Origin of the sequence: Pseudomonas sp. Pc102 (assembly GCF_018408275.1) — a bacterium.
GTDB lineage: Bacteria > Pseudomonadota > Gammaproteobacteria > Pseudomonadales > Pseudomonadaceae > Metapseudomonas > Metapseudomonas tohonis.
Map to the genome: position 1 here is coordinate 3,202,705 of NZ_AP021905.1, position 23,357 is coordinate 3,226,061.

The window sequence follows — 23,357 nt, forward strand, 5'->3', positions numbered from 1 at the left end:
TTATATTTGCACAGCCGCGTATAACTCTATAATTCAGCGTATTAACGGCTTTATCCGGGTTTAACACTCGATATGATGAATTTAGGTCTGATCAAGCCCGGCGAAGTGGTCGAGCTGCTCTGCACGCGTTTGCGCCAGGAGCGCCTGTCCCAGCAGATGACCCAGGCGGAGGTGGCCGCCCGAGCCGGCATCGGTGTGGGCACCTTGTCGAATCTGGAGGCCGGGCGCAGCGTGGCGTTCGATAGCGTGGTGCGCGTGGCCATGGTCCTGGGGCGTCTCGGCGAGCTGGAGCGGCTGTTCATGCCGCAGCTGGAAAGCCTGGATGACATCCTCCGCTATGAACAGGGCGCCCAGCGCCAGCGGGTCAAAAGGAAAACCGGCGATGTCTAGACGGGTCGACGTCTACTACGACGGCTGGGGTGCCCATTGGCGCTGGGGGTCGCTGGTTTCCTCGACCGCGCTCACAGGCCGTCCGTTGATCGCCTTCGAGTTCAGCGAAGAAGCGCTGGAGTCGGGGCTGGAGCTGTCAGCCTTGCGCCTGCCCCTCAAGGGGCCACGGCTGCGCAGGGATTTTCCCGATCATCAGCTGTCGCTGCCGGGGCCGGTCTACGACTCGCTGCCCGATGGTTGGGGCATGTTGCTGATGGACCGCCTGTTCAAGCGCCGTGGGCTCAACCCCGCGCAAATCGGCCCTCTGGAACGCCTGACCTACATAGGCTCGCATGCCATGGGGGCGATGTCGTTCGAGCCGGCGGCGGAGTCGCCCCTGTCCTGCGAAGAGGTTCCCCTCGAGCAACTGGCGGCGGAAGTCCAGGCGGTGCTCGATGGCGAGGGCGGGGAATTCCTGCAGCAGTTGATGCTCATGGGCGGCTCGCCCCATGGAGCGCGGCCCAAGGTATTGCTCTATCGCGACCCTGTGAGCGGTCGCTTCAGCACGGCGGCGGCGCCTGGCCTGGAAGCCTGGCTGATCAAGTTCCCGGCGGCCTGGGAGCACCCTGAGGTGTGCGCCGTCGAAGCGCTCTACGCGCAATGCCTGCGCGAATGCGCCATCGAAACCCCGGACACCGAGCACTTCGAGCTACCGAACGGGCGGGCTGCCTTCGCCAGCCGCCGCTTCGACCGGCAGCGGGGCATGCGCGTGCCCATGCAGAGCCTGGCCGCCTTCACCGGCGCGGACTTCCGCACAGCCGGTGCGCTGGATTACACCCATTTCCTGCGGGCGACCCAGTACTGCTGCAATGACGTGCGGGAGAAAGCGATCGCCTTCGAACGGATCGTGTTCAACGTGGTGTTCAACAACCGTGACGATCACCCCAAGAACTTCGCCTACCTGATGTCCGCCAGCGGCCAATGGACGCTGGCCCCAGCCTACGACGTGACCTTCTGCGAAGGACCGGGTGGCTACCACCAGATGGACGTGATGGGAGAGGCGCTGCGCATCACCCGGCAGCACCTGCTCAAGCTCGCAGCGGAGGAGGCGGATCTCACGGCCCGGGACGCTGCTGACATCATCGAGCGGATCCGCCATGTGGCCAGTGGCTTCAGTGCCCGCGCCGAGGGCCGGTTCCCCCACGGCATCACCCGTGACACCTTGCGCACGATCCAGGCGCGCATCGACGACAACATCGCGCGGCTCGGCTGAGTCGCGAACCGCACCACGGATGCGCCACGCCTGCACAAGGCCGGCGCCGCGCTACAATGCGCGCCTGCGTCGGGAACGGCGAGGCGGCGGCGCGTGTCCCATGCACGCGGCCCGGGCCTTTCCCTGCCACCGATTTCAGCTTCGTTTTCACTATGAGGATCGCAGTATGTCTCGCACTTCCATCACCTTCGGCCTGGCGCTCATGGGCGCTCTGCTGGCCGGTTGCAGCTCCACCGACGCGCCGGCGGAGAAGCCCGCCGCCGTTGCCAGCGAGAGCCTGCCGGCCGCTGCGCCTTCCGAGGATGGCCGCTGCTCGTCCGGCCCCGTGCGTTCGCTGGTGGGCAAGGCCGCGACCCCGGACCTGGTCGAACAGGCGAAGAAGGCCGCCGGTGCCAGCGACGTGCGCGTGCTCAAGCCGGGCAGCGTGATGACCCTGGAATACAACTCCCGCCGCCTGAACATCGACACCGATGACGCCAACCTGATCAAGGGCGTCAGCTGCGGTTGAGCCGCCCCCCCCTCCGGGCCCGTGCCTGCGGGCCCGTTTCCTTCCCCGCTTTCTCCCTTTCGCCAACTCGGGTTTCTGTCCACACACGTTGTGGTGCCGTCCTTCACAGGTTGCGGATTCTTCCTCTGTGCCCCTCCGTGCGCACGCTCTAGCATCGTGGCTTCCACCGCTTCCCGCCTGCCCGGACGTCTTCCGTCGCTCCGGCGCGACGCTGCGCGGGAACACTCGCATCAGTTCGACAGGAGTTAGCCATGACACTGCACTTCACCGTGGCCGGCGGGGAATCCCTCGCGTTCGATGTACGCAGCCTGGTGGTCGCCGGCTGGACGGGGCGCGATGCCGACAGCGTCGCCGCGCAGGTACGCGAGCTTGGCGCGCGCTCGCCGGAGACGTTGCCCTGCTTCTATGAACTGTCCGCCGACCTGTTGTGCACCGACGACGGCTTCCAGGTGCCGGGCAGGGACTCCTCGGCCGAGGTCGAGTGCGTGCTCTTCTCCACGGGCACGGCGCTCTATGTCGGCATCGGTTCCGACCACGCGGACCGTCGCGTCGAGGGGTACGACATCGCCGTCTCGCGGCAGCTCTGCCTCAAGCCGGTGGGCCGCGAACTGTGGCGTTTCCATGAAGTGGCGGGGCATTGGGACCAGCTGCGCCTGCGTTGCTGGCGCCATGTCGAGGGGCGTGACGAGCTGTACCAGGCCGGGCTCGCCGCGACGCTGCTGGACCCGCGCGAGCTGATCGCCCTGCGCACCGGCGATGCCAGCCTGCCGGCCGGCACCGCGATGTTCTGCGGCACCTTGCCCTTCATCGGCGACCCCGTGCCCGGGGAGCACTTCAGCGTGGAACTGCACGACCCCGTGCTCGGGCGCAGCCTCAGCCACAGCTACCGGGTGCAGGCGCTGGACTAGCCGGCTAGCCGAGCTTCATCACCACCACGCCGATGGCGATCACCAGGCAGGCCAGCAGGCGGATCGCCGGCATCGGCTCCTTCAGCGCCAGCCAGCCGATCAGCAGGGCGAATACCACGCTGGTCTCGCGCAATGCCGAGACCAGCGCCACCGGTGCCCGGGTCATGGCCCAGATGACGATGCTGTAGGCCAGCAACGACATGGCGCCGCCCGCCAGGCCGCTCTTCCAGTACGGGCCCAGCTGCAGGAACACGCGTGGCCCGCGTTGCACCGCGATCACCAGGGCCATCACCCAGCCATTCACCGCGAACAGCCAGGCGGCGTAGGACAGCGCGTCGCCATTGCTGCGTGCGCCGACCGCGTCGGAGAGGGTGTAGCCGGCGATGAAGGCCGCCGTCATCAGCGAGCAGAACAGCATCGGCCGGCTCAGCCCGGCGCTGCTGCGCCCGCCACGCCAGGCCATCAGCCAGATGCCGATCACCAGGGTCAGCAGGCCAAGCAGCTCGGCATGGTCGAGCCCGTCATGCAGGAACAGCACCGACAGCAGCGCCACGATCAGCGGCGAGCTGCCGCGCGAGAGCGGGTACACCTGGCCGAGGTCGCCGTACTGGTAGGCGCGGGACAGGAAGTTGTTGTAGCCGATGTGCAGCACGGCGGAGAGGATGATCCAGGGCCAGGCGGCCGCGACCGGGAAGGCCACGAAGGGCAGGGCGAGCATCGCCACCAGGCCGGCGGCCATCTGGATCAGGGTGGCGGTGAGCAGGCGGTCGAGGCCGATCTTCAGCAGGGCGTTCCAGCCCGCGTGGAGGGCGGCCGCCGCCATCACCACGAGAAATACCGAGGTGTCCAAACGCGACGTTCCTTGTACCGACGGAGGTGCGGCGCCCAGCGAGGGGCGCCGCGAAAGAGGCGCGATAGTGACACAGCCCGCGCACTGCTGTGAAACCTCCGTGCCTTCTCCGTGGCCCGGGAAGCGCCTCAGTCGATCGGCAGCGCCACCGGGCGGATCGGGGCGGCGTCGGCGCCGCGGAACTTCAGCGAGGCGCCGATGAAGGCGAATTCGTAGACCTTGTCCCGCGACAGGCCTTCGAGGTCCACCAGCTCCATGATCGGCGCGCCCTGCTGGGCCAGCAGGTAGGTGTGCACGGGGATGTAGTTGTCCGGTACCTCGGTGGGGAAGGTCTCGAAGCTGAGGTTGTCCGCTCCCACCACCATGGCGCCGCCGTCCTCGACGAGGAACTTCGCCGCGTCCAGGCTCAGGCCCGGTGGGTTGGTCATGTAGCGCTGGGCGTCCTCGTAGTCGCGCATGCGCCCGGTGCGGATCAGCACCACGTCGCCCTTCTGCAGGCGTACGCCCTGCTTGTTCAATGCCTGCTGCAGGTCCTGGCGGGTTACGCGGTAGCTGTCCGGCAGCAGCTCCACGCCCTTGGCGGCGGGGATGTCGATCAGCACGCCACGGGCGACGATGGGCGGCAGCTTCTCCGCGCCGGTCACGTTCCAGCCGCGGTCGCCCAGGTGGTCGGCGGCGGCGTAGCCGTTCCAGATCCTGCCCTCCAGGCCGAAGTGGTTGAGTGCGTCGATATGGGTGCCCATGTGGGCGTACATCGACACCGCCGAACCGGTGTAGCTGACGTGGCGGTTCATCGCATCGCCGACGCCCATCGGGTCGGCCAGCAGGTTGCCGTGGGGCGTGTGGGTCATCCACATCTGGTAGGGCGGGTCCCCCGCCGCCTGCCAGCTGGGCATGCCGATGAAGTACTCCACGGCCAGGTCGTAGGCCTTGCCACCGCTGAGGCGGCCGAGGATGGCGGCGCGGGACTCGGGGGTGATCAGGTTGAGGCGGCCGATCTCGTCCTTCGGCCCCCAGGGGCTCTTGCCGACTTCCTCGGCGGCGAAGGCGCCCTGGGCCAGGGACAGCAGCAGGGGCAGGGCGGCGAGGCGGGAAAGGGGGCGTGGCAGGGGCATGGCGGTGTTCCTCGTGGTGATGGATGCCGCGATGGTATTTGTCAGCCCTGAAGAGATAATCTCCGCCTCCGCTGAAAGACATTCAACCCGAGGGAAAATATGGACCTGCTCGTTGCCATGCGGACCTTCCGCCGCATCGTCGAGCTCGATGGCTTCAGCAAGGCCGCCGTCGACCTGGGCCAGTCCACCGCTGCGGTGAGCAAGCAGGTCCGCCAGCTGGAGGCGCGCCTGGGCAGCCTGTTGCTGCAACGCACCACCCGGCGCATGAGCCTCACCGACACCGGGCGCGCCTACTTCGCCGAGTGCTGCCGCCTGCTGGACGAGCTGGATGCCCTGGAACACGCCACCGCCCTGGGCACCGGGGAGGTGAGCGGGCGGCTGCGGGTGAACGCACCGCTGTCGTTCAGCCTCAAGGTGCTGTCGCCGCTGCTGGTGGAGTTCATGGCGCTGTACCCGCAACTGAACGTGGAGCTGACCCTGGACGACCACCTGCTCGACCCGGTCTCCGAAGGCTTCGACGTGTCGCTGCGCATCCGCTCCAGCCTGCCCGACTCCAGCCTCATCGCCCGGCGTCTGGGCGAAGTGGAGCAGGTGATCTGCGCGTCGCCCGGCTACCTCGCGACGCGGGGCACGCCCCGGCAGGTGGAGGACCTGTGCGGCCACGACTGCCTCGCCTACCGCCTGGCCGACAACCCCGGCGGCTGGCGCCTGGACGGCCCAAAGGGGCGCGGCGTGGAGCTGCGCACCCGGCTCTCGGTGGACAACAGCCTGATGCTCTGCGACCTGCTGCTGGCCGGTGCCGGCATCGGCGCGCTGCCATCCTTCATCGCCGACCCGCACCTCGCCAGCGGCCAGTTGCAACGGGTGCTCCCGCAACAGCAACTGGCCCGGCGCACCATCTACGCCCTGTACGCCAGCAACCGCCATCTGCAGCAGAAGGTGCGGGTGTTCGTCGACTTCCTGGCACAACGGCTGGCCGGCTGAGGGCGTTTCACAGCGGGTTGCACTGATCGTCTGACTGCAGGGTGTTGTGCATCGAGCGCCGAAAAGGGCCCGGCACCACCCGGAAGGTGAGTACCGGTGTTTTTGTGCGTGCGATTTGACTGAAGTCAGGGTCGTCACTCGCCTATTGCTGCCCAATAGCTGTCTTTTCAGAAATCTCCTACGGAGGGGCAGGCGATGTCCTCAATAGCCCGCGTAGACCCCGGCAGCTGGGGGCCGCGTTCATGAGCAGCTTCGAAAAACATGGCAACCCGGGCCTGGATGCCGTCATGAAGGTCATCGGCGGCAAGTGGAAGGCGCAGATCCTCTACAGCCTCGGCGACGGGGCACGCCGCTTCGGCGAGCTGCGCCGGCAGGTCGGTGGCATCAGCGAAAAGATGCTGGTGCTGCAACTGCGCGAGCTGGAGCTGGAAGGGCTGGTGCTGCGCCGCGACTACCAGCAGGTGCCGCCCCGCGTCGAATACCGCATCACACCGCTGGGCGCCTCCCTGGTGGACGCGCTCAAGGTCCTCGACGACTGGGGCCGACGCCACGGCGGCCAGATCGGCCTGCCACCGAGGGTGATGGAGGACGAATAGGGCACGCGGGTTCCACCCGGCCTACGAGGTTGCGCCGGGCGTAGGGCAGGGTTGCACCTGTTCAGTGGGCCCCGCGTGCGCGGGGGTGACGGTGTGTGGGGATGGTGTGTGCCCCCTCGTCATCCTCGCGAACGCGGGGATCCACTCAAGCCGGCGGGCACGGCGTTGCCTGGTGCGCCGCATCGCGAATGAATTCGCTCCCACAGGGTGGGGCGGGAGGCTGTTCAGTGGGCCCCCGCGTGCGCGGGGGTGACGGTGTGTGGGGATGGTGTGTGCCCCCTCGTCATCCTCGCGCACGCGGGGATCCACTCAACCCAGGGGGCGCGGCGCTGCCGGTCAGATGCGGAAGCTGCCCACCAGGTGCTTGAGGCGCTCGGCCTGTTGTTCCAGGTCGGCGCAGGCGCGCAGGGTGGCCTGGAGGTTTTCCACGCCTTCCTGGTTGAGGGTGTTGATCTCGGTGATGTCCATGTTCAGCGCTTCGACCACGGAGGTCTGTTCCTCGGTGGCGGTGGCGACGGACTGGTTCATGCCGTCGATCTCGCCGATGCGCTGGGTGACGCTGGAGAGGCGTTCGCCGGCCAGGTTGGCGATCTCGACGCTCTGCTGGCTGTAGCGCTGGCTCTCGGTCATGGTGCCGACCGCCTCGCGGGAGCCGACCTGCAGTTCCTCGATCATCTGGTGGATCTCCTGGGCCGAGACCTGGGTGCGGTGGGCGAGGTTGCGCACCTCGTCGGCGACCACGGCGAAGCCACGGCCGGCCTCACCGGCGCGGGCCGCTTCGATGGCGGCATTGAGCGCGAGCAGGTTGGTCTGCTCGGAGATGCCTTTGATCACGTCGAGGATCTGGCCGATGTTGACCGTCTTGCCGGCGAGGGTCTCGATCTGTGTGCTGGAGGCGCTGATCTTGCTGGACAGCTCGTGCATGGCGGTGAGGGTCTTGCCGACCACCTGCTTGCCTTCCTCGGCCAGTTCGCGGGCATCGGAGGCCTGGTGCGAGGCGTCGGCGGCGTTGCGGGCGATCTCCTGGGCAGCGGCGCCCAGTTCGTTGATCGCGGCGGCGACGCTGTTGGTGCGCTGGGCCTGCTCGTCTGAGTTGTGCATCGAGGAGTTGGAGGCGTTGACCACCAGCTTGGCCACTTCGTTGACCTGGATGGTGGCCGAGGACACCTCGCGAATCGACGCGTGGATGCGCGAGACGAAGCGGTTGAAGGCCTGGGCCAGCTCGCCGAATTCGTCCTGGGAATGCACCTCCAGGCGGCGGGTCAGGTCGCCTTCGCCCTCGGCGATGTCGCCCATGGCGCGGCCCATCACCAGCAGCGGCTGCATCAGCACGCGGATCAGCATGCCCAGCAGGATGAAGGTCAGCACCACGGCGATGACGGTGGCGATGATGGCCGAGGTACGGAACTCGCCGAGCATGGAGAAGGCGGCGTCCTGGTCCAGCACCAGGGCGATGTACCAGTCGGTCGACGGCACGCCCTCGATGGGGGTGAAGGAGATGAACTGGGTGCGGCCGTCCACCTCGATCTCGGAGACGCCCGGGCGGATGGCCGGGGTGGCGCCGGGGTAGAGGTCGCCGAGGTTCTTGAGGATGTACTGGTTCTGCGGGTGCAGCAGCACCTTGCCCTGGGCGCTGACCAGGAAGGCGTGGCCGTTGCCCTTGAAGTTCAGCGAGTTGATCAGCCGGGTGATGCTGTCCAGGTCCATGTCGGCACCGGCGACGCCGACGAAGCGGCCATCGACGCGCACCGGGGTGGCGATGGTGATCACCAGCTTGCCCGAGGAGGCGGCGATGTACGGCTCGGTGAGGATGGTGCCCTGGGCGGCGCTGGCGGCCTTGTACCAGCCGCGCTGGCGCGGGTCGTAGTCGGCGGGGCGGTTGCCGGCCGGCACCGAGAACATCAGGCCGTCTTCACCGCCGAAATAGCTGAGCTGGAAGCGCTGGCCATAGACCGGCAGGCCGATGGAGCGGGCCAGTTGTTCCTTCTCGGTGCCGTTGGCGGCGACCTGCTGGCCGAGGGATTCGAGCAGCTGGATGCGGCCTTCGAGCCAGTTCTTGATGTTGCTGGTGGTCAGCGCGCCGAGGTCCTGCAGCGAGTTGTGCACATCGGTACGCAGGGTCTGGCGCTGGCGGTAGTCGTTGAACAGGACGAAGCAGGCGAAGGCGGTGATCATCACCAGGGACGCTGCCAGGAGGATCTTGTGGCTGAATTTCAGGTTGTTGGGCATCGCAAGGTATCCACGTGTTCTGGCAGCGGGTGTGCCTGTTATTCGTCAGCCGGGTTTTGCCAGGCTGCGGGATAGTCGTTACAGCGCGGAGTACGGGGTCGCCGTCTGGCCGCGAACACAGCCAGGGCCTGGCCAGCGCACGAGGCGGGCCTTGGCTGGACGCTGTGGGGGTTCCGCAGGACGCGGAGAAGAGCCCGGGCGCGCTGGCGCCGTGGGGCATGAGGCCGGGTTGCGGGCCTTTGTATCTGCGGGCATTCCATCGCCGAACGTGCCGGCGCGGGAAGCCTGGCGCCGGGCGGCGCGCATGATGGCATTTTGGATGTGACTGGTGAATCCCCCTCGGTCACTTTTGCAGCATCAGGCGGACGAGCGGGTGCAACCGGGTGATACCCGCTCCATGGCTCCCGTGGGAGTGGTTTCAAGCGCGAAAGACCCACAGCCCCACGATGCCAGGTGCCTGCTCCCCTGTAGGGGCGAATTCATTCGCCCAGCGGTGTGCAGCCGTCCAGTGCCCCGACGCCCACGGCCCGGGCCTGGGCCTATATCGCCAGCTCCTTCACCAGCTCCGCCGGCGCGGTCCAGGGCAGGTTGTGGGCTTCGGCGACGCCCCCGTTGGCCAGGCGGCCACGGGCGACGTTGAGGCCGTTGCGCAGGTGCGCGTCGTCGCCCAGGGCCTTGCGCGTGCCCTTGTTGGCCAGGGCGATGACGAAGGGCAGGGTGGCGTTGTTCAGCGCCAGGGTCGCGGTGCGCGCCACGGCGCCGGGCATGTTGGCCACGCAGTAGTGCACCACCCCGTCGACCTTGTAGGTGGGGGCGGCATGGGTGGTGGCGTGGGAGGTTTCGGCGCAGCCGCCCTGGTCGATGGCGACATCCACCAGCACCGCGCCCTCGGCCATCAGCGCCACCATCTCGGCGGTGATCAGCTTGGGCGCGGCGGCGCCTGGGATCAGCACTCCACCGATCACCAGGTCGGCGGCCAGCACCTGCTCGCGCAGGGCCGCATGGGTGGAGCAGAGGGTGGCGATGCGATTGCCGTAAAGCGCATCCAGGCGGCGCAGGGCATCGACGTTGCGGTCCAGCACGGTGACGTCGGCGCCCAGGCCCACGGCCATGGCCACCGCATGGCTGCCGACCACCCCGGCACCGAGCACCACCACCTTGCCCGGGGCCACGCCCGGCACGCCACCGAGCAGCACGCCGCGCCCGCCCCGGGCCTTCTCCAGGCAACTGGCGCCGGCCTGGATGGACATGCGCCCAGCCACCTCCGACATCGGCGCCAGCAGGGGCAGGCGGCCGAGGTTGTCGGTGACCGTCTCGTAGGCGATGCAGGTGGCGCCGGAGGCCATCAGTTCCTCGGTCTGCGGCCGGTCGGGGGCCAGGTGCAGGTAGGTGAACAGCGTCTGGTCGGGGCGCAGGCGCGAGCGCTCTGTGGCCAGGGGCTCCTTGACCTTCACCAGCAGTTGGGCGGTGTAGAAGAGTTCGTCGGCACTGGCGGCGATATGCCCGCCGGCCTCCAGGTAGTCGGTGTCGCTGAAACCGATGCCGGCGCCGGCGTGGGTCTCGATCCAGACCTCATGGCCCAGCCGGTGCAGTTCCGCGACGGACTGCGGCGTCAGGCCCACGCGGTACTCGTGGTTCTTGATCTCCCTGGGTACGCCGATGCGCATGGCCGTCTCCTCTCCAGTCCGGAAGGGTTCCTGCCTGGAGTGTAGAAAAGCCCGCGGGGTTTGCCGGGGTTGAACGAGTGGGCATTTTCGCGGTTGAAACCGCCCTCACGGGATGGCGCAGTTCGTAGGATAGGTCGGGCGGCGTTCCGCGAGCAACGCGAAACCCTCACCTTGCACGCCGGGCATGGGCACGTGCCTTGCGGGATGGCACAGCGCGCAGGCAGCAGGTAGCCCGGACTTCAGTCCGGGGAGTTTCGGCGCTCCGTCAGCATGGGTTTCGCTGCGCTCTACCCATCCTACAAGGGGGTATGGCGGTTGAGGGCCGGTGAAACCCGCGTGCTTGGTCAGCGCGTCGTGACCTCCGCGACGCCGTCCAACCCATCTTGCGGGGCGGGGCTTGCATCAGCGCTTCTGCAGCCACTGCAGGAAGCCGCCCTTGCGGATGGCGGTGGGCTTTTGCAGCAGCAGGGAGTGGCTGGCCTGTTCGCGGAAGGCATGCAGGCGGTTGAGGGCGGTGCGGATTTCGCTGCGCTGTTCCAGGCAGGTTCGGATGTTGTCGCGGTCGATGCGGTACAGGCGGCAGGAGGTGAGGGCGGTGAAGCGGGCGCTGGACGGGGCGTCGTCGATGATGCCTTCCTCGCCCATGATCTCGCCGGGGCCCATGCGCCCGGCCTCGATCCAGGCATCGCCGTCGGGCACCGCCGCCGAGATCACCCCGGTGCCGATCACCAGCAGGTGCCCGGCCACCTCGCCGACATCCAGCACCACCTGGCCGGCCAGGTAGTCGCGGGCGTCCATGGCCTGGGCGATCAGGTCCTTTTCCTCGTTGCCGAGGGCGCGGAAGATCTTCACCTCGTCCAGCAACAGGCGCTGGCGCGCCTGGGGCAGGGCATCGGCCTTCCACACCACGCCGCTGGCTTCCAGGTGGCGATGGGCGAGGTCGAACATCAGGTTGCGCACCTCCACCTTGCTGGTCTTCGGGCCGACGAAGCCGCTCGCCTCGTAGACGTTGACCGAGGCGCCGGCGCTCTTGATCGCCACCTTGGGCGCGGGGACGGCGAGCAGGGCGCTGCAGCCCTGCAGGGTCTTCTCCAGAGCGTCCAGCACCCGGCGCGGGCGCACGCTGGCGGGCACCTCCAGGCTGATGGAAACCCCGTGGACGTCGTTGGGGCGGCTGCTGTTGAGGATCTTCGCCTTGGCCGCCACCGAGTTGGGGATCACCGCCGTGCTGCCCTGGCTGGTAAGCAGATGGGTGGCACGCCAGTCGATCTCGATGACCTTGCCCTCGGTGCCGTCGATGGAGATCCAGTCATCCAGCTGATAGGGCTTGGTGGTGTTGAGGATGATTCCGGAGAACACGTCCGCCAGGGTGCTCTGCAATGCCAGGCCGACGATGATCGCCATGGCGCCGGAGGTGGCCAGCAGGCCCTTGACCGGCAGCTGCATCACGTAGCCGGCCGCCGCGACGATGGCGACGAGGAAGATCACCGCGCCCATCACGTCCTGCAGCAGGCGCCCGGTGTGGCCGCTGCGGGAGATCAGCAGCAGGCCCAGCACCACGGTCAGGGTGCGCGCGCAGTACAGCCACCAGACGATCTCCAGCAGCGTGCCGGTCAGTGCCTGGGCCGTGTCGGCGCCGGGCGGCGGCAGCAGCGGGCTGAGCCCGGCGTTGATGATCAGCGCGCTGTAGGCGAGGAACAGCCCGAGTCGCGCCAGCACCCGCCACGCCGCCGGGTTGGCCGGCAGCAGGCGCCAGGCGATCAGGTCGGCCAGCACCAGGGCAATGCCGAAGATCAGCGGGTAGTTCTGCAGCATGTCGGGCATTCGGGGCCTCGTGGGCGATGTCGGTGGCGGAATCCGGCGCGCAGCATCTCGCCGCGATGCCCCCGGCGCAAGAGGGGCGACGACGGCGTCGCGACAACTGCCATCCTGGCATGCCGTGCGGTGCAGGGCAGCCCCTGGATGTGCCGTGATAGAGAGCCTGGCCATCGCCAGGGCACATCGGGACCAAGCCAGCACATCCATACAAGTCGCTTACCGCCCGGCGCGGCACCATGGCCGTCAATCAACCCGACCGGAGCGACACCATGGCGAACGCCGCCACGACACTGCCGCCGGCTGGGCCGAGTGACTGGGGCCTGCTGTTCCTGCGTGCCAGCGGCGCGCTGCTGCTGCTATGGGTGCACGGCCTGCCCAAGCTGCTGGGCTTCAGCCAGGAGCTGAAGGTGATCGAAGACCCGCTGCACCTGGGCGCGCTGCCGACGCTGCTGCTGGCGATCCTCGCCGAGGTGGCCTGCCCGCTGGCGATCCTCTGCGGCACCCTGACCCGCCTGGCCTGCGTGCCGATCCTGGTCGTGCTGCTAGTCTCGCTCGTCGTCGTGCACCCGGGCTGGACCATCGCCGAAGGCCAGTTCGCCTGGCTGCTGCTGATCGTCTTCACCACCCTGCTGATCAGTGGCCCGGGGGCGCTCGCCTGGCCCCTGCCGCGCCTTTCCGGGCGGGGCGCAACGGCACTGCTACGCTGATTTTTCCGGCGCCGGCTGCCGGCGCTCAACCTCTCGACAGGAGCTGGACATGCCCGATGAACTTACGCGGGAAGTCGTCACCCTGCTGGTACGCCACCGTATCCGCGCGGGTAGCGAGGCCGACTACGAAGCCTGGCTGCGCCGTACCATCACCACCGCCCGGGGCTACCCCGGGCACCTGGGCATCGACGTGATGCGCGGCAACGAGGCCGGCCTCGCACTGTTCACCTGCGTGCTGCGCTTCGCCAGCACCGGGCAGCTGCAGGACTGGCTGGACTCCAGCGAACGCCGCGCCCTGATCGCCGAAGCCGAGCCGCTGCTGGCCGATGGCGACCGCATCGAGGTGCAGGACGAACGCGAGTTCTGGTTCACCCCGCAGGCACCGGACGCCCCCCAGCCGCCGCGCTGGAAGCAGGCCTGCGTGACCTTCCTGGTGATCCTGCCGCTGAGCCTGGTGGTGCCGCTGCTGTGGCAGCCGGCCTTCGCGCGCCTGCCCTGGCTGGGCAGCTACCTGGGCAGCAACCTGGTGATCACCGCGAGCATCGTGCTGCTGGTCGTCTACCTCTTCATGCCCCGTGCCACCCGGCTGTTCGCCGGCTGGCTCAACGCCCGCTGATCGGAGAACACCATGGACAACGACGACACCAACCGGGGCCGCCGCCGCTTCCTCGCCAACAGCTCCGTGCTGGGCGCGGCGGGTGCGCTCTGGTCCGCCCTGCCTTTCGCCGGCATGCCCGGCGCCTCTTTCGCCGCCACTTCGGGAACCGATATGAAAGCTGATCTCATCCTCTTCAATGGCCGCCTGCACACGGTGGATCGCGACAACCCCAGCGCCACGGCCGTGGCCATCAGGGACGGCCGCTTCATCGCCGTCGGCAGCGACGCCGAGGCCATGGCCCTGCGCGGCGACGCCACCCGCGTCGTCGACCTGAAGAAACGCAGCGTCATCCCCGGCCTCAACGACTCGCACCTGCACCTGATCCGCGGCGGCCTCAACTACAACCTGGAGCTGCGCTGGGAAGGCGTGCCGTCCCTGGCCGATGCCCTGCGCATGCTCAAGGAGCAGGCCGACCGCACGCCGACGCCGCAGTGGGTGCGCGTGGTGGGTGGCTGGAACGAATTCCAGTTCGCCGAGAAGCGCATGCCGACCATTGAGGAGTTGAACAAGGCCGCACCGGACACCCCGGTGTTCGTGCTCCACCTCTACGACCGCGCGCTGCTCAACCGCGCCGCGCTCAAGGTGGTCGGCTACACCAGGGATACGCCCAACCCGCCGGGCGGCGAGATCGTCCGCGACAGCCGTGGCGAGCCCACCGGCATGCTGGTGGCGCGGCCCAACGCGATGATCCTCTACTCGACCCTGAGCAAGGGCCCGAAGCTGCCGCTCGAATACCAGGTCAACTCCACCCGCCAGTTCATGCGCGAGCTGAACCGCCTGGGCGTCACCAGCGCCATCGACGCTGGCGGCGGCTACCAGAACTACCCGGAGGACTACCAGGTGATCGAGCAGTTGGCCAAGGAGGACCAGCTCACCGTGCGCATCGCCTACAACCTGTTCACCCAGAAGCCCAAGGAAGAGCTCGAGGACTTCAAGCGCTGGACCGGTTCGGTGAAGTACGGCCAGGGCAACGACTTCCTCCGCCACAACGGCGCCGGCGAGATGCTGGTGTTCTCCGCCGCCGACTTCGAGGACTTCCTCGAACCGCGCCCGGACCTGCCGCAGACCATGGAGCAGGAGCTGGAACCGGTGGTGCGCCACCTGGTGGAGCAGCGCTGGCCCTTCCGCCTGCACGCCACCTATGACGAATCCATCTCGCGCATGCTCGACGTGTTCGAGAAGGTCAACCGCGACATCCCCTTCAACGGCCTGCCCTGGTTCTTCGACCACGCCGAGACCATCACACCCAGGAACATCGAGCGCGTGCGCGCCCTGGGCGGCGGCATCGCCATCCAGGACCGCATGGCCTTCCAGGGCGAGTACTTCGTCGAGCGCTACGGCTCCAAGGCCGCCGAAAAGACCCCGCCGATCCAGCGCATGCTCGCCGAGGGCGTGCCCGTGGGCGCCGGTACCGACGCCACCCGCGTCTCCAGCTACAACCCCTGGACCTCGCTCTACTGGCTGGTCAGCGGCCGCACCGTCGGCGGCCTGGAGCTGTACCCGCAGGGCCTGAGCCGCGCCACCGCGCTGGAGCTGTTCACCCACGGCAGCGCCTGGTTCTCCTCGGAGCAGGGCAAGAAGGGCCAGATCAAGGTGGGCCAGCTGGCCGACCTGGTGGCGCTCTCGGCGGACTACTTCAGCGTCGACGAGGAAGCCATCAAGTGGATCGAATCCGTGCTCACGGTGGTGGACGGCAAGGTGGTGCACGCCGCCGCCGAGTTCGACGACCTCGCGCCGCCGACCGTGCCGGTGCTGCCGGACTGGTCGCCGGTGGCCAAGGTGCCCGGGCACTGGCGCCCGAGTGCGCCGCTGGTGGCGCAGGTGCACCAGTGCGTCGGCCCGTGCGGCGTGCACGCCCACAGCCACGAGCGGGCGCGCCTCTCCAGCGTGCCGGTGAGTGACTTCCAGGGCTTCTGGGGCGCCTTCGGCTGCTCGTGCTTCGCCTTCTGATTCAGGACGGCTGCGCCGCCCCGGGCGACTGAAGCCGCCCCGACAACCTTCCGCCGGCCCCACGTGGCCGGCGTCCAACCGAAGCAAGGAGAAATGCCATGGCTTACCGCTATAACCGCCTCGACAAGAACAACGCCGCCGTGCTGCTGGTCGACCACCAGGCCGGCCTGCTGTCGCTGGTGCGTGACTTCACCCCCGACGAGTTCAAGAACAACGTGCTGGCCCTGGCCGACATCGCCAAGTTCTTCAACCTGCCGACCATCCTCACCACCAGCTTCGAGAACGGCCCCAACGGCCCCATCGTGCCGGAGCTCAAGGCCCTGTTCCCGGATGCGCCCTACATTCCGCGCCCGGGCCAGATCAACGCCTGGGACAACGCCGACTTCGTCAGCGCGGTGAAGGCCACCGGCCGCAAGCAGCTGATCATCGCCGGCGTGGTGACCGACGTCTGCGTGGCGTTCCCGACCCTGTCGGCGCTGGAGGAGGGCTTCGAGGTCTTCGTCGTCACCGATGCCTCCGGCACCTTCAACCCGGTGGTGCGCGACGCCGCCCTCGATCGCATGAGCCAGGCCGGTGCCCAACTGATGAACTGGTTCAGTGTCGGCTGCGAGCTGCACCGTGACTGGCGCAACGACATCGAGGGCTTCGGCGGCATCCTCGGGGGCCATCTGCCGGCCTACGCCAACCTGATCCAGAGCTACAGCCAGAAGCCCTGATCCGCCGACGGCCCCGCAAGGGGCCGTTTGCTGCACGAATCTTCCAGACGCGTTTTTTCCGACGACCGATAATGGCCTTCCGACCGCGCCCGGTGCAGGCTTGCACCCTGGCCCCTGGAGAGCCCCTTGGAACATCGCAACTGGATCGATCTCGCGCAGGACGGTGACACGGGCATCGAGACCATCCGCGCCCATTTCCAGGGCCACGCCTACGACCCGCACTGGCACGACAGCTACCTGGTCGGCGTCACCGAACAGGGGGTGCAGCAGTTCAACTGCCGGCGCCGGCGCAACGTCAGCACGCCGGGGCAGGTGTTCCTGCTGGAGCCGGGCGAGATCCATGACGGCCACGCGCCCACCGAGGAAGGCTTCACCTATTCCACGCTCTACCTCGACCCGCACTGGATCGGGCGCGAGATGCACGCGCTGTTCGAGGACGCCCCGGCCGGCTGCCAGCCGAGCTTCGCCGACACCCTGGCCCACGACCCGACCCTGGCGCATGCCACCCTGCAGGCCTTCAACGCCCTGCACGGCAACGAGGTGCGCATGCTGCGCCAGGCCGCCATCGACAACCTGCTGGCGAAGATGACCGGGCACCTGCACTGGCGCCAGTGCCAGCCACAGGACCCGCGCCTGCCCCGGGTGGCGCTGCGCGCGCGGGACTACCTGCACGCGCACCTGGACGAGGAGATCGGCCTGGATGACCTGGCCCGCGTCACCGGCGTCGACCGCTTCCGCCTCACCCGCGCCTTCAAGGCCGCCTTCGGCCTGGCCCCGCACGCCTACCTGATCCAGCTGCGCCTCGCCCGCGCCCGCACCCTGCTGGCCCGGGGCGACACGCCGGCACAGGTCGCCAGCGCCCTCGGCTTCGCCGACCAGAGCCACCTCGGGCGCTGGTTCCGCCGCGCCTACCGGCTGACCCCGGCGGACTACCGCAAGCGCTGCTCAAAGCTTCCAGACTGAGCCGGGCGCGGCGGTGAACATGGGGCTCGTCTTCACAGGAGCCTCGCCGATGTCCCGTTCCCTCTCGCTTCACCCTCATTGCGGGGGCTGACCATGGAACAGCTGCTGCCTTTCCTGCTGTTCGCCTTCGTCGCCTCCATCACCCCGGGGCCCACCAACATCCTGGTGCTCAGCAACGCCTCGCGCTTCGGCCTGGGGGCGGCGCTGCCCATCGTCCTCGGCGCCTGCTGCGCCGCTGCGGCCATCGTCCTGCTGGTGGGGCTGGGCCTGGGCGAGGCACTGGCCAGCCACCCGCTGTTGCAACGCGCCATGGCCTGGGCGGGCATCGCCTGGCTGAGCTGGCTGGCCTGGCAGATCTTCCGCAGCGAGGCGCGTTCGCTGGACGACCCGGCCGACCCCGGCGCACGCCTCGGCCTGGGCGGCGCCATCGGCCTGCAGCTGGTCAACCCCAAGGTGTGGATGATGGCCCTGGCGGTGGTCGGCGTATTCGCCGGGGAGGGCGCCGACAAGGCCGCGCGGGTGGTGACGCTGTCCCTGGTGTTCCTGCTGGTGTCCATCCCCTGCATGGGCGCCTGGGCGCTGCTCGGCTTCGGCAGCGCCCGCCTGTGGCGCAGCGCCACCGCGCAGAAGCGCTTCAACCAGGCCATGGCGCTGCTGCTCCTGGCCTCGGCCTGGCTCAGCCTGGTGGTCTAGCGCGCATTGTCGGGTACGCCGGCACGATGCCCCACATGGCACCTGTAGGGGCGAATTCATTCGCCCATCGACCTCGCCGCGGGCTGTCCCTGTGGGAGCGGCTTCAGCCGCGAAAGACCTACCGCCGGCACCTGGCTTCGAATGGCCGGATGATCCATCGCGAATGAATTCGCTCCCACGAGGCGTGGCATGCGTGTGGGCTGGAAGGTCGCTTGGTGGATGAAAGAGCGCCATCCACCCTTGTATCTCGACTAAATACCTCCACAGGGGTAATAGTCCCCGACTGATCATCGGGGGAGGGGCTGGAAGTCGTGTCCACCCTTAGGCCTCGAGCCTGCAACGTAGATAGTGCTCCGCCCCTCCACACTCACTCGAAAAATCCGAACGGTATCCAGAGCCTCGAGCTCGCATCTACAAGGTTGGGTCGGGTGCAGTGATGATCGCGTCTGAACGGATCGGAAGGAGTACTCATGCCCAGCGTCATCGGCCTCGACATCGCCAAACACACCTTTGACCTCGCCACCCTGCAGCCCAACGGCAAGTACCGCACCAAGGCCAAGCTGGCCAACGACAAAGCGGGTTTCGCCGTCTTGCGCGACTGGCTGAACAAGCACAGCGAACCCGGTGCCTGGGTCGTGATGGAGGCCACCGGCATCTACCATGAAGCCCTGGCCGAATGGCTGTTGGAGCACGGCTATCGGGTCTGTGTCCTCAACCCGGCGCAGATCGCCCACTACGCCCGTAGCCAGTTGCAGCGGGTGAAGACCGACAAGGTCGACGCCAAGCTGATTGCCGAATACGGCGAGCGCCATCAGGACAGTCTGCGTCCCTGGCAACCCGAGCCCCGTGCCGTGCGGCGCTTGAAAGCCCTGGTACGGCGCCTGGAGGACCTGCGCGAAATCGAGCAGATGGAGCGCAACCGCCTGGAAGTGGCCGATGCCAGCGTCCAGGCCTCGATCCAGTCGGTGCTGGAACATGTCGGGCAGGAGATCGAAGAGACCCTCAAGGCGATCGACGACCACATCGACAACGACCCGGATCTGCGCGGCAAGCGCGACCTGCTGACCAGCATCGACGGGATCGCCGACAAGACCGCTGCCCTGCTCCTGGCGGAGCTGGGCGACCCACTGCGCTTCGCCAACAGCCGCGCCGTCACCGCCTTTGCCGGGCTCAATCCGCGGCTGCAGGAATCCGGGAACCACCGGGGACAAACGCGCATCTCCAAGACGGGCTCATCGCGCCTGCGGGCCGGCCTGTTCATGCCCGCGATCAGCGCCCTGACGTACAACGAGGCGATCAGGGCCCTGAGCGAACGGTTGAGGGCGAAGGGCAAGACCGGCAAGCAGATCGTCTGCGCAGCGATGCGCAAGCTGCTGAGCATCGCCTACGGCGTCTTGAAATCAGGCCGGCCATTTGACGCAAAACTGGCCCTTGCTCACTAGGAATCAAGACGGTATCTACGCCCCGGTCGGCTCCGTCGATCAGGCAGGGCATGTAGGTTGGCGCCGAGCGCAGCGAGGCCCAACACCGCGACGCCCGGCCTCGCTGCGGGCTGCCCCTGTGGGAGCGGCTTCAGCCGCGAAAGACCCGCCGCTGGTACCAGGCTGCGAGTGGTCGGACATTCCATCGCGAATGAATTCGCTTCCAGAGGCTCCGGCAACAGCTTCGCGAGCGGCGGGATTCCAGCCAATAAAAAGCCCGCCATGAAGGCGGGCTCGAAGGTGGAGCGGGGCACTCAATAGTCCATGCCGTCCTCGATGGGGATGCCCTGTTCGCGCATTCGCGCGATCAGCTCGGCGCGGGTGCCGGGCAGGTTGAGCATGTTCACCTTGCGCAGGCGGGTGACTTCCTCGGCGCTGTAGGGCACGTAGCGCGCGGGCATGCTCTTGCCGGCCATGCCGTCCTCGCGCATCAGCCAGTTGAGCAGGTCGGCCAGCTGCGCGTCGTTGAGCGCGGACTGGGACATGCCCGGCACGCGCACGAGGAACTCGCGGCCGCCCTCGACCTTGAGGAAGTTGCCGACGAAATCCTTCATCCGTGGCGTGTCGTTGGCTTTCGAGCCGGTGCCGTCGCCCAGGTGGCAGCCGGCGCATTGCAGCTGGTAGTTCACCGGCGTGCTGTAGCCCGCCTGGGAGATCGGCTTCTGCTGCGCCTCGTTGCCGGGCGCGGCCCGCTGGTGCGGGTCGGGGATGGCCCGGGCGAACGCCGGCGGGGCTGCCATGGCGCAGGCCAGTGCGGCGATCAGCAGTGCTCGCATGACAACCCCTCCGTTCATATCGCCACGCCGCGGATCACCGAGATGGTGCAGTGGTAGATGTGCGACTTGGCGGCCAGGCACCAGTTCACGTCGTTGTTGTTGAAGGGGCGGTAGGCCGGCTCCTCGCTGTCGTTGCGGGTGCAGGCGCACTGGGCGCAGCTGTGCTTACCGCAGCAGTCGTTGTAGGAAATGATGTAGTCCTTGCCGTCCGCCGGGTTGCGGCAGGTGCCGATCCAGGTCACCTGGGACACCTCGGTGCCCGGCGGGCAGGAGGTGACGGTGCCGCCGCAGCAGCTGCAGAGGAAGCCGTCGATTGAGCAGTAGCGCCAGTAGTCGCAGCTGGTCGGGTCGCCCGGGTCGCCGGCCTGGGGCGCCTCGGCGGCCAGGGCCTTGGCGGTGCGGTCGATGGGCAGCAGCACCGGTAGCGCTGCGCCGGCCACCATCAGCGAGCCGAAGCGGGCCAGCAGCTTGCGCCGGGAGGTGGTGTCGGCGACGTGCCGGGCGGAGCGTTCGAACAGGAGGTCGAGCAGTTTCATGGAAGTCTCCCTTCCTTATTGTTGTGCGGAGTGCGAGTGGCCATGGGAGTGGCCGCCGTGCAGGTACTGCTGCAGGGTCGCGCTGCCCAGGTGTTCGGTCTCGAACAGGCTGTCCAGGTGCTCGCGGGAGTTGACCAGGCCCTTGGCGCGCAGGGTGCCGGCCTTGTCGATCAGCGCGGCGTAGGGGAGCTTGCCGATCTGGTAGGTCATGCCCACTTCCGGGCCGACCACGTAGGTGACGTCTTCGAGCTTGTGCTCGCGGATCAGCGCGGCCTGGGCGTCCATGTCGCCGTCGCTGACGTAGACCACCTCCAGGCGGTCGGCCTGTTCCCTGGCGATGGAACGGATGGCCGGCAGCAGGGATTTGCAGATGGGGCAGGTGGGCGAGAGGAAGAACAGCAGCTGTGCCTTCTCGCCGGCGTAGCCGAAGTTCACCGGGCGGCCGTTGCGGTCGGCGGCGGTCACCTTGGGCGCGGCGTCACCGACGGCGACGCCCTTGTCCATCATCAGCGCGCCGGCCGGGGCCAGGCGTGCGTGGAGGACGCCGATCTGGCGCACCAGGCCCATCACGGCGAAGGCCAGGGCGAGCAGCAGGCACCAGAGCAGGATGTTGGAAACGATCAGGCCTTCCATATTTCACCTTCCAATGAGTTTGAGCAGACGGGGGCTGTTGGCCAGCAGGCCATCGGCCGCGGCATAGATGAGCAGGGCGACGGCGGCCGCGGCGATCACCACGAAGCCGTCGAAGACGCCCAGTTCGCGGGCGCCGGGGGTGAGGGTGGCGACCAGCGCCAGGGCCACCAGGACCGCGTTGCGCAGCAGCAGCTGCGGGCGGATGGGCTGGGACTGGTCCGGGCCCGAGCAGCCGCAATCGATGTCGCGACGGCCGCGCCACAGGTTCAGGCCGATGGCGCCGGCATAGGCGGCCAGCAGCAGGGCCGCACCGAGGGCAGCGACGCTGCGGCTGGCGGGCACCAGCAGGGCGAAGGCCAGGGCCACCTCCAGCAGCGGCAGCAGCCGGGCGAAGGGCTTGAGCAGCGCCTTGGGCAGCAGCTGATAGGCCTCCACCTGGTCGCGGAACCGGGCCGGGGCGCGCAACTTGTGGGTCGCGGCGCTGGCCAGGATCACCGCGACGGCGAGGGCGCTGGCGATGATGAAGATCGGGTCGCTGTACATGCGGACCTCCTAGTGGCTGAGGATCTGGATCGGGGTCTTGGCGATCTTTTCCATGGTGCCGGTGTGCTTGCCGCTGGCCAGGTCGAAGACCTCCAGCCCGCCGGTGATGTTGGTGCCCAGCAGCAATGGCTTGTCGTCGTTGGTGGCGGCCAGGCTCCAGATCGGGTTGGGCGCTTCCAGGGTGGCGACCTTCTTGCCGGTCTTCAGGTCGTAGACCCAGACGAAGGGACTCGGGTCTTCCCATTTCATCGGCTCGTGGGCGTCGTGCATCAGCACGTACAGGCGGTTGAGCTTCGGTGCCACGGCCAGCAGCTGCCAGCCACCCGGTGCCCAGCCGGCCTTGCGCTCGGCGTCGGTGGTCAGCGACCAGGGTTCGAGCATCTTCGGCGTGTCGCCGGAGAAGTCCACGCCGCGCACCTCGCCCTCGGTGGTGGTGAAATAGTAGCGGTCGCCCACGGCGATGCCGCGCTCCACCAGCTTCTCGGCGTTGGGGTCGAAGAACGGCGTCTGCGTGCGCGAGGCTTCCTTGCCGCTCTCGTCCAGCTTGATCACCTGCAGCTTGCCGTCGCCGCACAGCGAGGCGAAGGCGCGCTTGCCCACCGGGTAGTTGAGTACGCAGCCGGGGATGGCGATCTCGGCGGTCACCGCCTTGGCCTGGGTGTCGACCACGGTCACCGAGGTGGACGGGGTGAAGTTGTAGACGTAGACGAAACGGTCGTCGCTGCTTGTGCCCAGGGCGTAGCGCTGGGTCAGCATCTCGGCGCGCTTGGTGGGGATCAGCACTTCCCAGGACGGCGACAGGGTCGAGGTGTCCCAGGCGGTCAGCACGTCGGTGCGGGTGCCCCGGGTGCCGCGCGAATAGAACAGGTCGGCGGTGTACAGGCGCTTGCCGTCGCGGCTCAGGGTCGAGGGCGCGGCGAAGCCGGTGCTGACCATGCCGAGCATCTTCTTCTTCTCCGGGTCCACCACCGTCACGCGGCCGGCGACGAAGTTCTCGAACTCTACGTCGACGATGTAGGCGCGGTGCGGTTCGGGCGGGAAGGGCAAGGTCACCTGGCCGATGGTGTCGGCGGGAAGGTCCGCATGGGCGTTCAGCCCCGCCAGCGCAAGGCCGAGGCTCAGCGCTGAGTGGACGAGGATCCTGTTTATTCGCATTAGGGGGGCTCCCTGAATTATTGGTCTGGCGGATCGCGGGTACGTTGGCAGATTTCTGCAGTACCAGTCTGCCTTGTGGCTGTGCCAGGGAAATTGCTCTGTCTGCCAACCCGTTGTCTGCCTGTGCCAGCCGTTGTGCCGGCGTGCCAGGGGTGCGTGCAAGCGCAGCGGGCAGGTGAAAGTGTAGTGCCGGCCACACGGGTTTCACCCGCCCTACGAGGTGGTGCAG

At 68.0% G+C, this 23,357-nt stretch carries 23 protein-coding genes; 13 read left to right on the forward strand and 10 right to left on the reverse strand.

Annotation, left to right across the window (positions count from 1 at the left end; genetic code table 11):
• Positions 1-72: 72 nt before the first annotated feature.
• The 4 genes from PHLH3_RS14835 (at position 73) to PHLH3_RS14850 (ending at position 3,058) form a co-directional block, all read left to right on the forward strand.
• Complete coding sequence (locus PHLH3_RS14835; RefSeq protein WP_244863042.1) at positions 73-390, forward strand: helix-turn-helix transcriptional regulator; 318 nt, start codon at positions 73-75, stop codon at positions 388-390.
• A complete protein-coding gene (locus PHLH3_RS14840; RefSeq protein WP_213630220.1) occupies positions 383-1,642 on the forward strand; it encodes a type II toxin-antitoxin system HipA family toxin in 1,260 nt (419 codons plus the stop codon). The genes PHLH3_RS14835 and PHLH3_RS14840 overlap by 8 nt, the downstream gene beginning before the upstream one ends.
• Positions 1,643-1,808: 166 nt before the next feature.
• Positions 1,809-2,150, forward strand: a complete 342-nt coding sequence (locus tag PHLH3_RS14845) for an I78 family peptidase inhibitor (RefSeq protein ID WP_213630222.1) — start codon at positions 1,809-1,811, stop codon at positions 2,148-2,150.
• 251 nt (positions 2,151-2,401) lie between these two features.
• The gene (locus PHLH3_RS14850; protein WP_173178123.1) at positions 2,402-3,058 is read left to right on the forward strand and encodes a DUF2848 family protein; all 657 of its coding nucleotides are present in this window, start codon (positions 2,402-2,404) and stop codon (positions 3,056-3,058) included.
• Positions 3,059-3,062: 4 nt separating this feature from the next.
• Here the strand turns inward: PHLH3_RS14850 and PHLH3_RS14855 are convergent, their stop codons facing one another.
• Together PHLH3_RS14855 and PHLH3_RS14860 are read right to left on the reverse strand one after the other, a co-directional pair.
• A complete protein-coding gene (locus PHLH3_RS14855; RefSeq protein WP_173178124.1) occupies positions 3,063-3,908 on the reverse strand; it encodes an EamA family transporter in 846 nt (281 codons plus the stop codon).
• A 128-nt stretch (positions 3,909-4,036) separates the two neighbouring features.
• On the reverse strand, positions 4,037-5,023 hold the full coding sequence (locus PHLH3_RS14860; protein WP_213630224.1) for a cyclase family protein: 987 nt from the start codon (positions 5,021-5,023) through the stop codon (positions 4,037-4,039).
• 99 nt (positions 5,024-5,122) lie between these two features.
• Between PHLH3_RS14860 and PHLH3_RS14865 the strand changes: the two genes are divergently transcribed.
• Both PHLH3_RS14865 and PHLH3_RS14870 read left to right on the forward strand, forming a co-directional pair.
• Positions 5,123-6,007, forward strand: coding sequence for a LysR family transcriptional regulator (locus PHLH3_RS14865; RefSeq protein WP_213630226.1), 885 nt, complete (start codon positions 5,123-5,125; stop codon positions 6,005-6,007).
• 242 nt (positions 6,008-6,249) lie between these two features.
• On the forward strand, positions 6,250-6,603 hold the full coding sequence (locus PHLH3_RS14870; RefSeq protein WP_173178127.1) for a helix-turn-helix domain-containing protein: 354 nt from the start codon (positions 6,250-6,252) through the stop codon (positions 6,601-6,603).
• Between the two features lie 336 nt (positions 6,604-6,939).
• On the opposite strand, the gene PHLH3_RS14875 is transcribed toward PHLH3_RS14870, so the two are convergent.
• The 3 genes from PHLH3_RS14875 to PHLH3_RS14885 form a co-directional block, all read right to left on the reverse strand.
• Positions 6,940-8,832 carry a methyl-accepting chemotaxis protein gene (locus tag PHLH3_RS14875; RefSeq protein WP_213630228.1) on the reverse strand — a complete coding sequence of 631 codons (1,893 nt, stop codon included), beginning with the start codon at positions 8,830-8,832 and terminating at the stop codon, positions 6,940-6,942.
• Positions 8,833-9,371: 539 nt separating this feature from the next.
• On the reverse strand, positions 9,372-10,499 hold the full coding sequence (gene ald, locus PHLH3_RS14880) for an alanine dehydrogenase (protein WP_213630230.1): 1,128 nt from the start codon (positions 10,497-10,499) through the stop codon (positions 9,372-9,374).
• A gap of 402 nt (positions 10,500-10,901) precedes the next feature.
• Positions 10,902-12,323, reverse strand: a complete 1,422-nt coding sequence (locus PHLH3_RS14885) for a mechanosensitive ion channel family protein (RefSeq protein WP_213630232.1) — start codon at positions 12,321-12,323, stop codon at positions 10,902-10,904.
• A gap of 263 nt (positions 12,324-12,586) precedes the next feature.
• Between PHLH3_RS14885 and PHLH3_RS14890 the strand changes: the two genes are divergently transcribed.
• From PHLH3_RS14890 to PHLH3_RS14920, 7 genes are all read left to right on the forward strand, one after another.
• Positions 12,587-13,024 (forward strand): DoxX family membrane protein, encoded by a 438-nt coding sequence (locus PHLH3_RS14890; protein ID WP_213630234.1) that lies wholly within the window; start codon positions 12,587-12,589, stop codon positions 13,022-13,024.
• A 49-nt stretch (positions 13,025-13,073) separates the two neighbouring features.
• Positions 13,074-13,640, forward strand: coding sequence for an antibiotic biosynthesis monooxygenase (locus PHLH3_RS14895; RefSeq protein WP_213630236.1), 567 nt, complete (start codon positions 13,074-13,076; stop codon positions 13,638-13,640).
• 153 nt (positions 13,641-13,793) lie between these two features.
• The gene (locus tag PHLH3_RS14900; RefSeq protein ID WP_213630567.1) at positions 13,794-15,632 is read left to right on the forward strand and encodes an amidohydrolase; all 1,839 of its coding nucleotides are present in this window, start codon (positions 13,794-13,796) and stop codon (positions 15,630-15,632) included.
• A gap of 98 nt (positions 15,633-15,730) precedes the next feature.
• A complete protein-coding gene (ycaC, locus tag PHLH3_RS14905) occupies positions 15,731-16,348 on the forward strand; it encodes an isochorismate family cysteine hydrolase YcaC (protein ID WP_213630238.1) in 618 nt (205 codons plus the stop codon).
• 126 nt (positions 16,349-16,474) lie between these two features.
• On the forward strand, positions 16,475-17,311 hold the full coding sequence (locus PHLH3_RS14910; protein ID WP_213630240.1) for an AraC family transcriptional regulator: 837 nt from the start codon (positions 16,475-16,477) through the stop codon (positions 17,309-17,311).
• Positions 17,312-17,404: 93 nt separating this feature from the next.
• On the forward strand, positions 17,405-18,004 hold the full coding sequence (locus tag PHLH3_RS14915) for a LysE family translocator (RefSeq protein WP_173180353.1): 600 nt from the start codon (positions 17,405-17,407) through the stop codon (positions 18,002-18,004).
• A 470-nt stretch (positions 18,005-18,474) separates the two neighbouring features.
• Positions 18,475-19,446, forward strand: coding sequence for an IS110 family transposase (locus tag PHLH3_RS14920; RefSeq protein ID WP_213624885.1), 972 nt, complete (start codon positions 18,475-18,477; stop codon positions 19,444-19,446).
• 293 nt (positions 19,447-19,739) lie between these two features.
• Here PHLH3_RS14920 and PHLH3_RS14925 read toward each other — a convergent pair whose 3' ends face one another.
• The 5 genes from PHLH3_RS14925 to PHLH3_RS14945 are packed head-to-tail and all read right to left on the reverse strand — an operon-like array spanning position 19,740 to position 23,128.
• Complete coding sequence (locus PHLH3_RS14925) at positions 19,740-20,261, reverse strand: cytochrome C (protein ID WP_173180354.1); 522 nt, start codon at positions 20,259-20,261, stop codon at positions 19,740-19,742.
• A gap of 14 nt (positions 20,262-20,275) precedes the next feature.
• Positions 20,276-20,797, reverse strand: a complete 522-nt coding sequence (locus PHLH3_RS14930; protein WP_021217250.1) for a methylamine dehydrogenase light chain — start codon at positions 20,795-20,797, stop codon at positions 20,276-20,278.
• Between the two features lie 15 nt (positions 20,798-20,812).
• Positions 20,813-21,430 (reverse strand): methylamine dehydrogenase accessory protein MauD, encoded by a 618-nt coding sequence (gene mauD, locus PHLH3_RS14935; protein ID WP_173180355.1) that lies wholly within the window; start codon positions 21,428-21,430, stop codon positions 20,813-20,815.
• 3 nt (positions 21,431-21,433) lie between these two features.
• The gene (locus tag PHLH3_RS14940; RefSeq protein WP_173180356.1) at positions 21,434-21,973 is read right to left on the reverse strand and encodes a MauE/DoxX family redox-associated membrane protein; all 540 of its coding nucleotides are present in this window, start codon (positions 21,971-21,973) and stop codon (positions 21,434-21,436) included.
• A gap of 9 nt (positions 21,974-21,982) precedes the next feature.
• Entirely contained in the window at positions 21,983-23,128 is a 1,146-nt protein-coding gene (locus PHLH3_RS14945) for an amine dehydrogenase large subunit (protein WP_213630242.1), read from the reverse strand.
• Between the last annotated feature and the right edge of the window lie 229 nt (positions 23,129-23,357).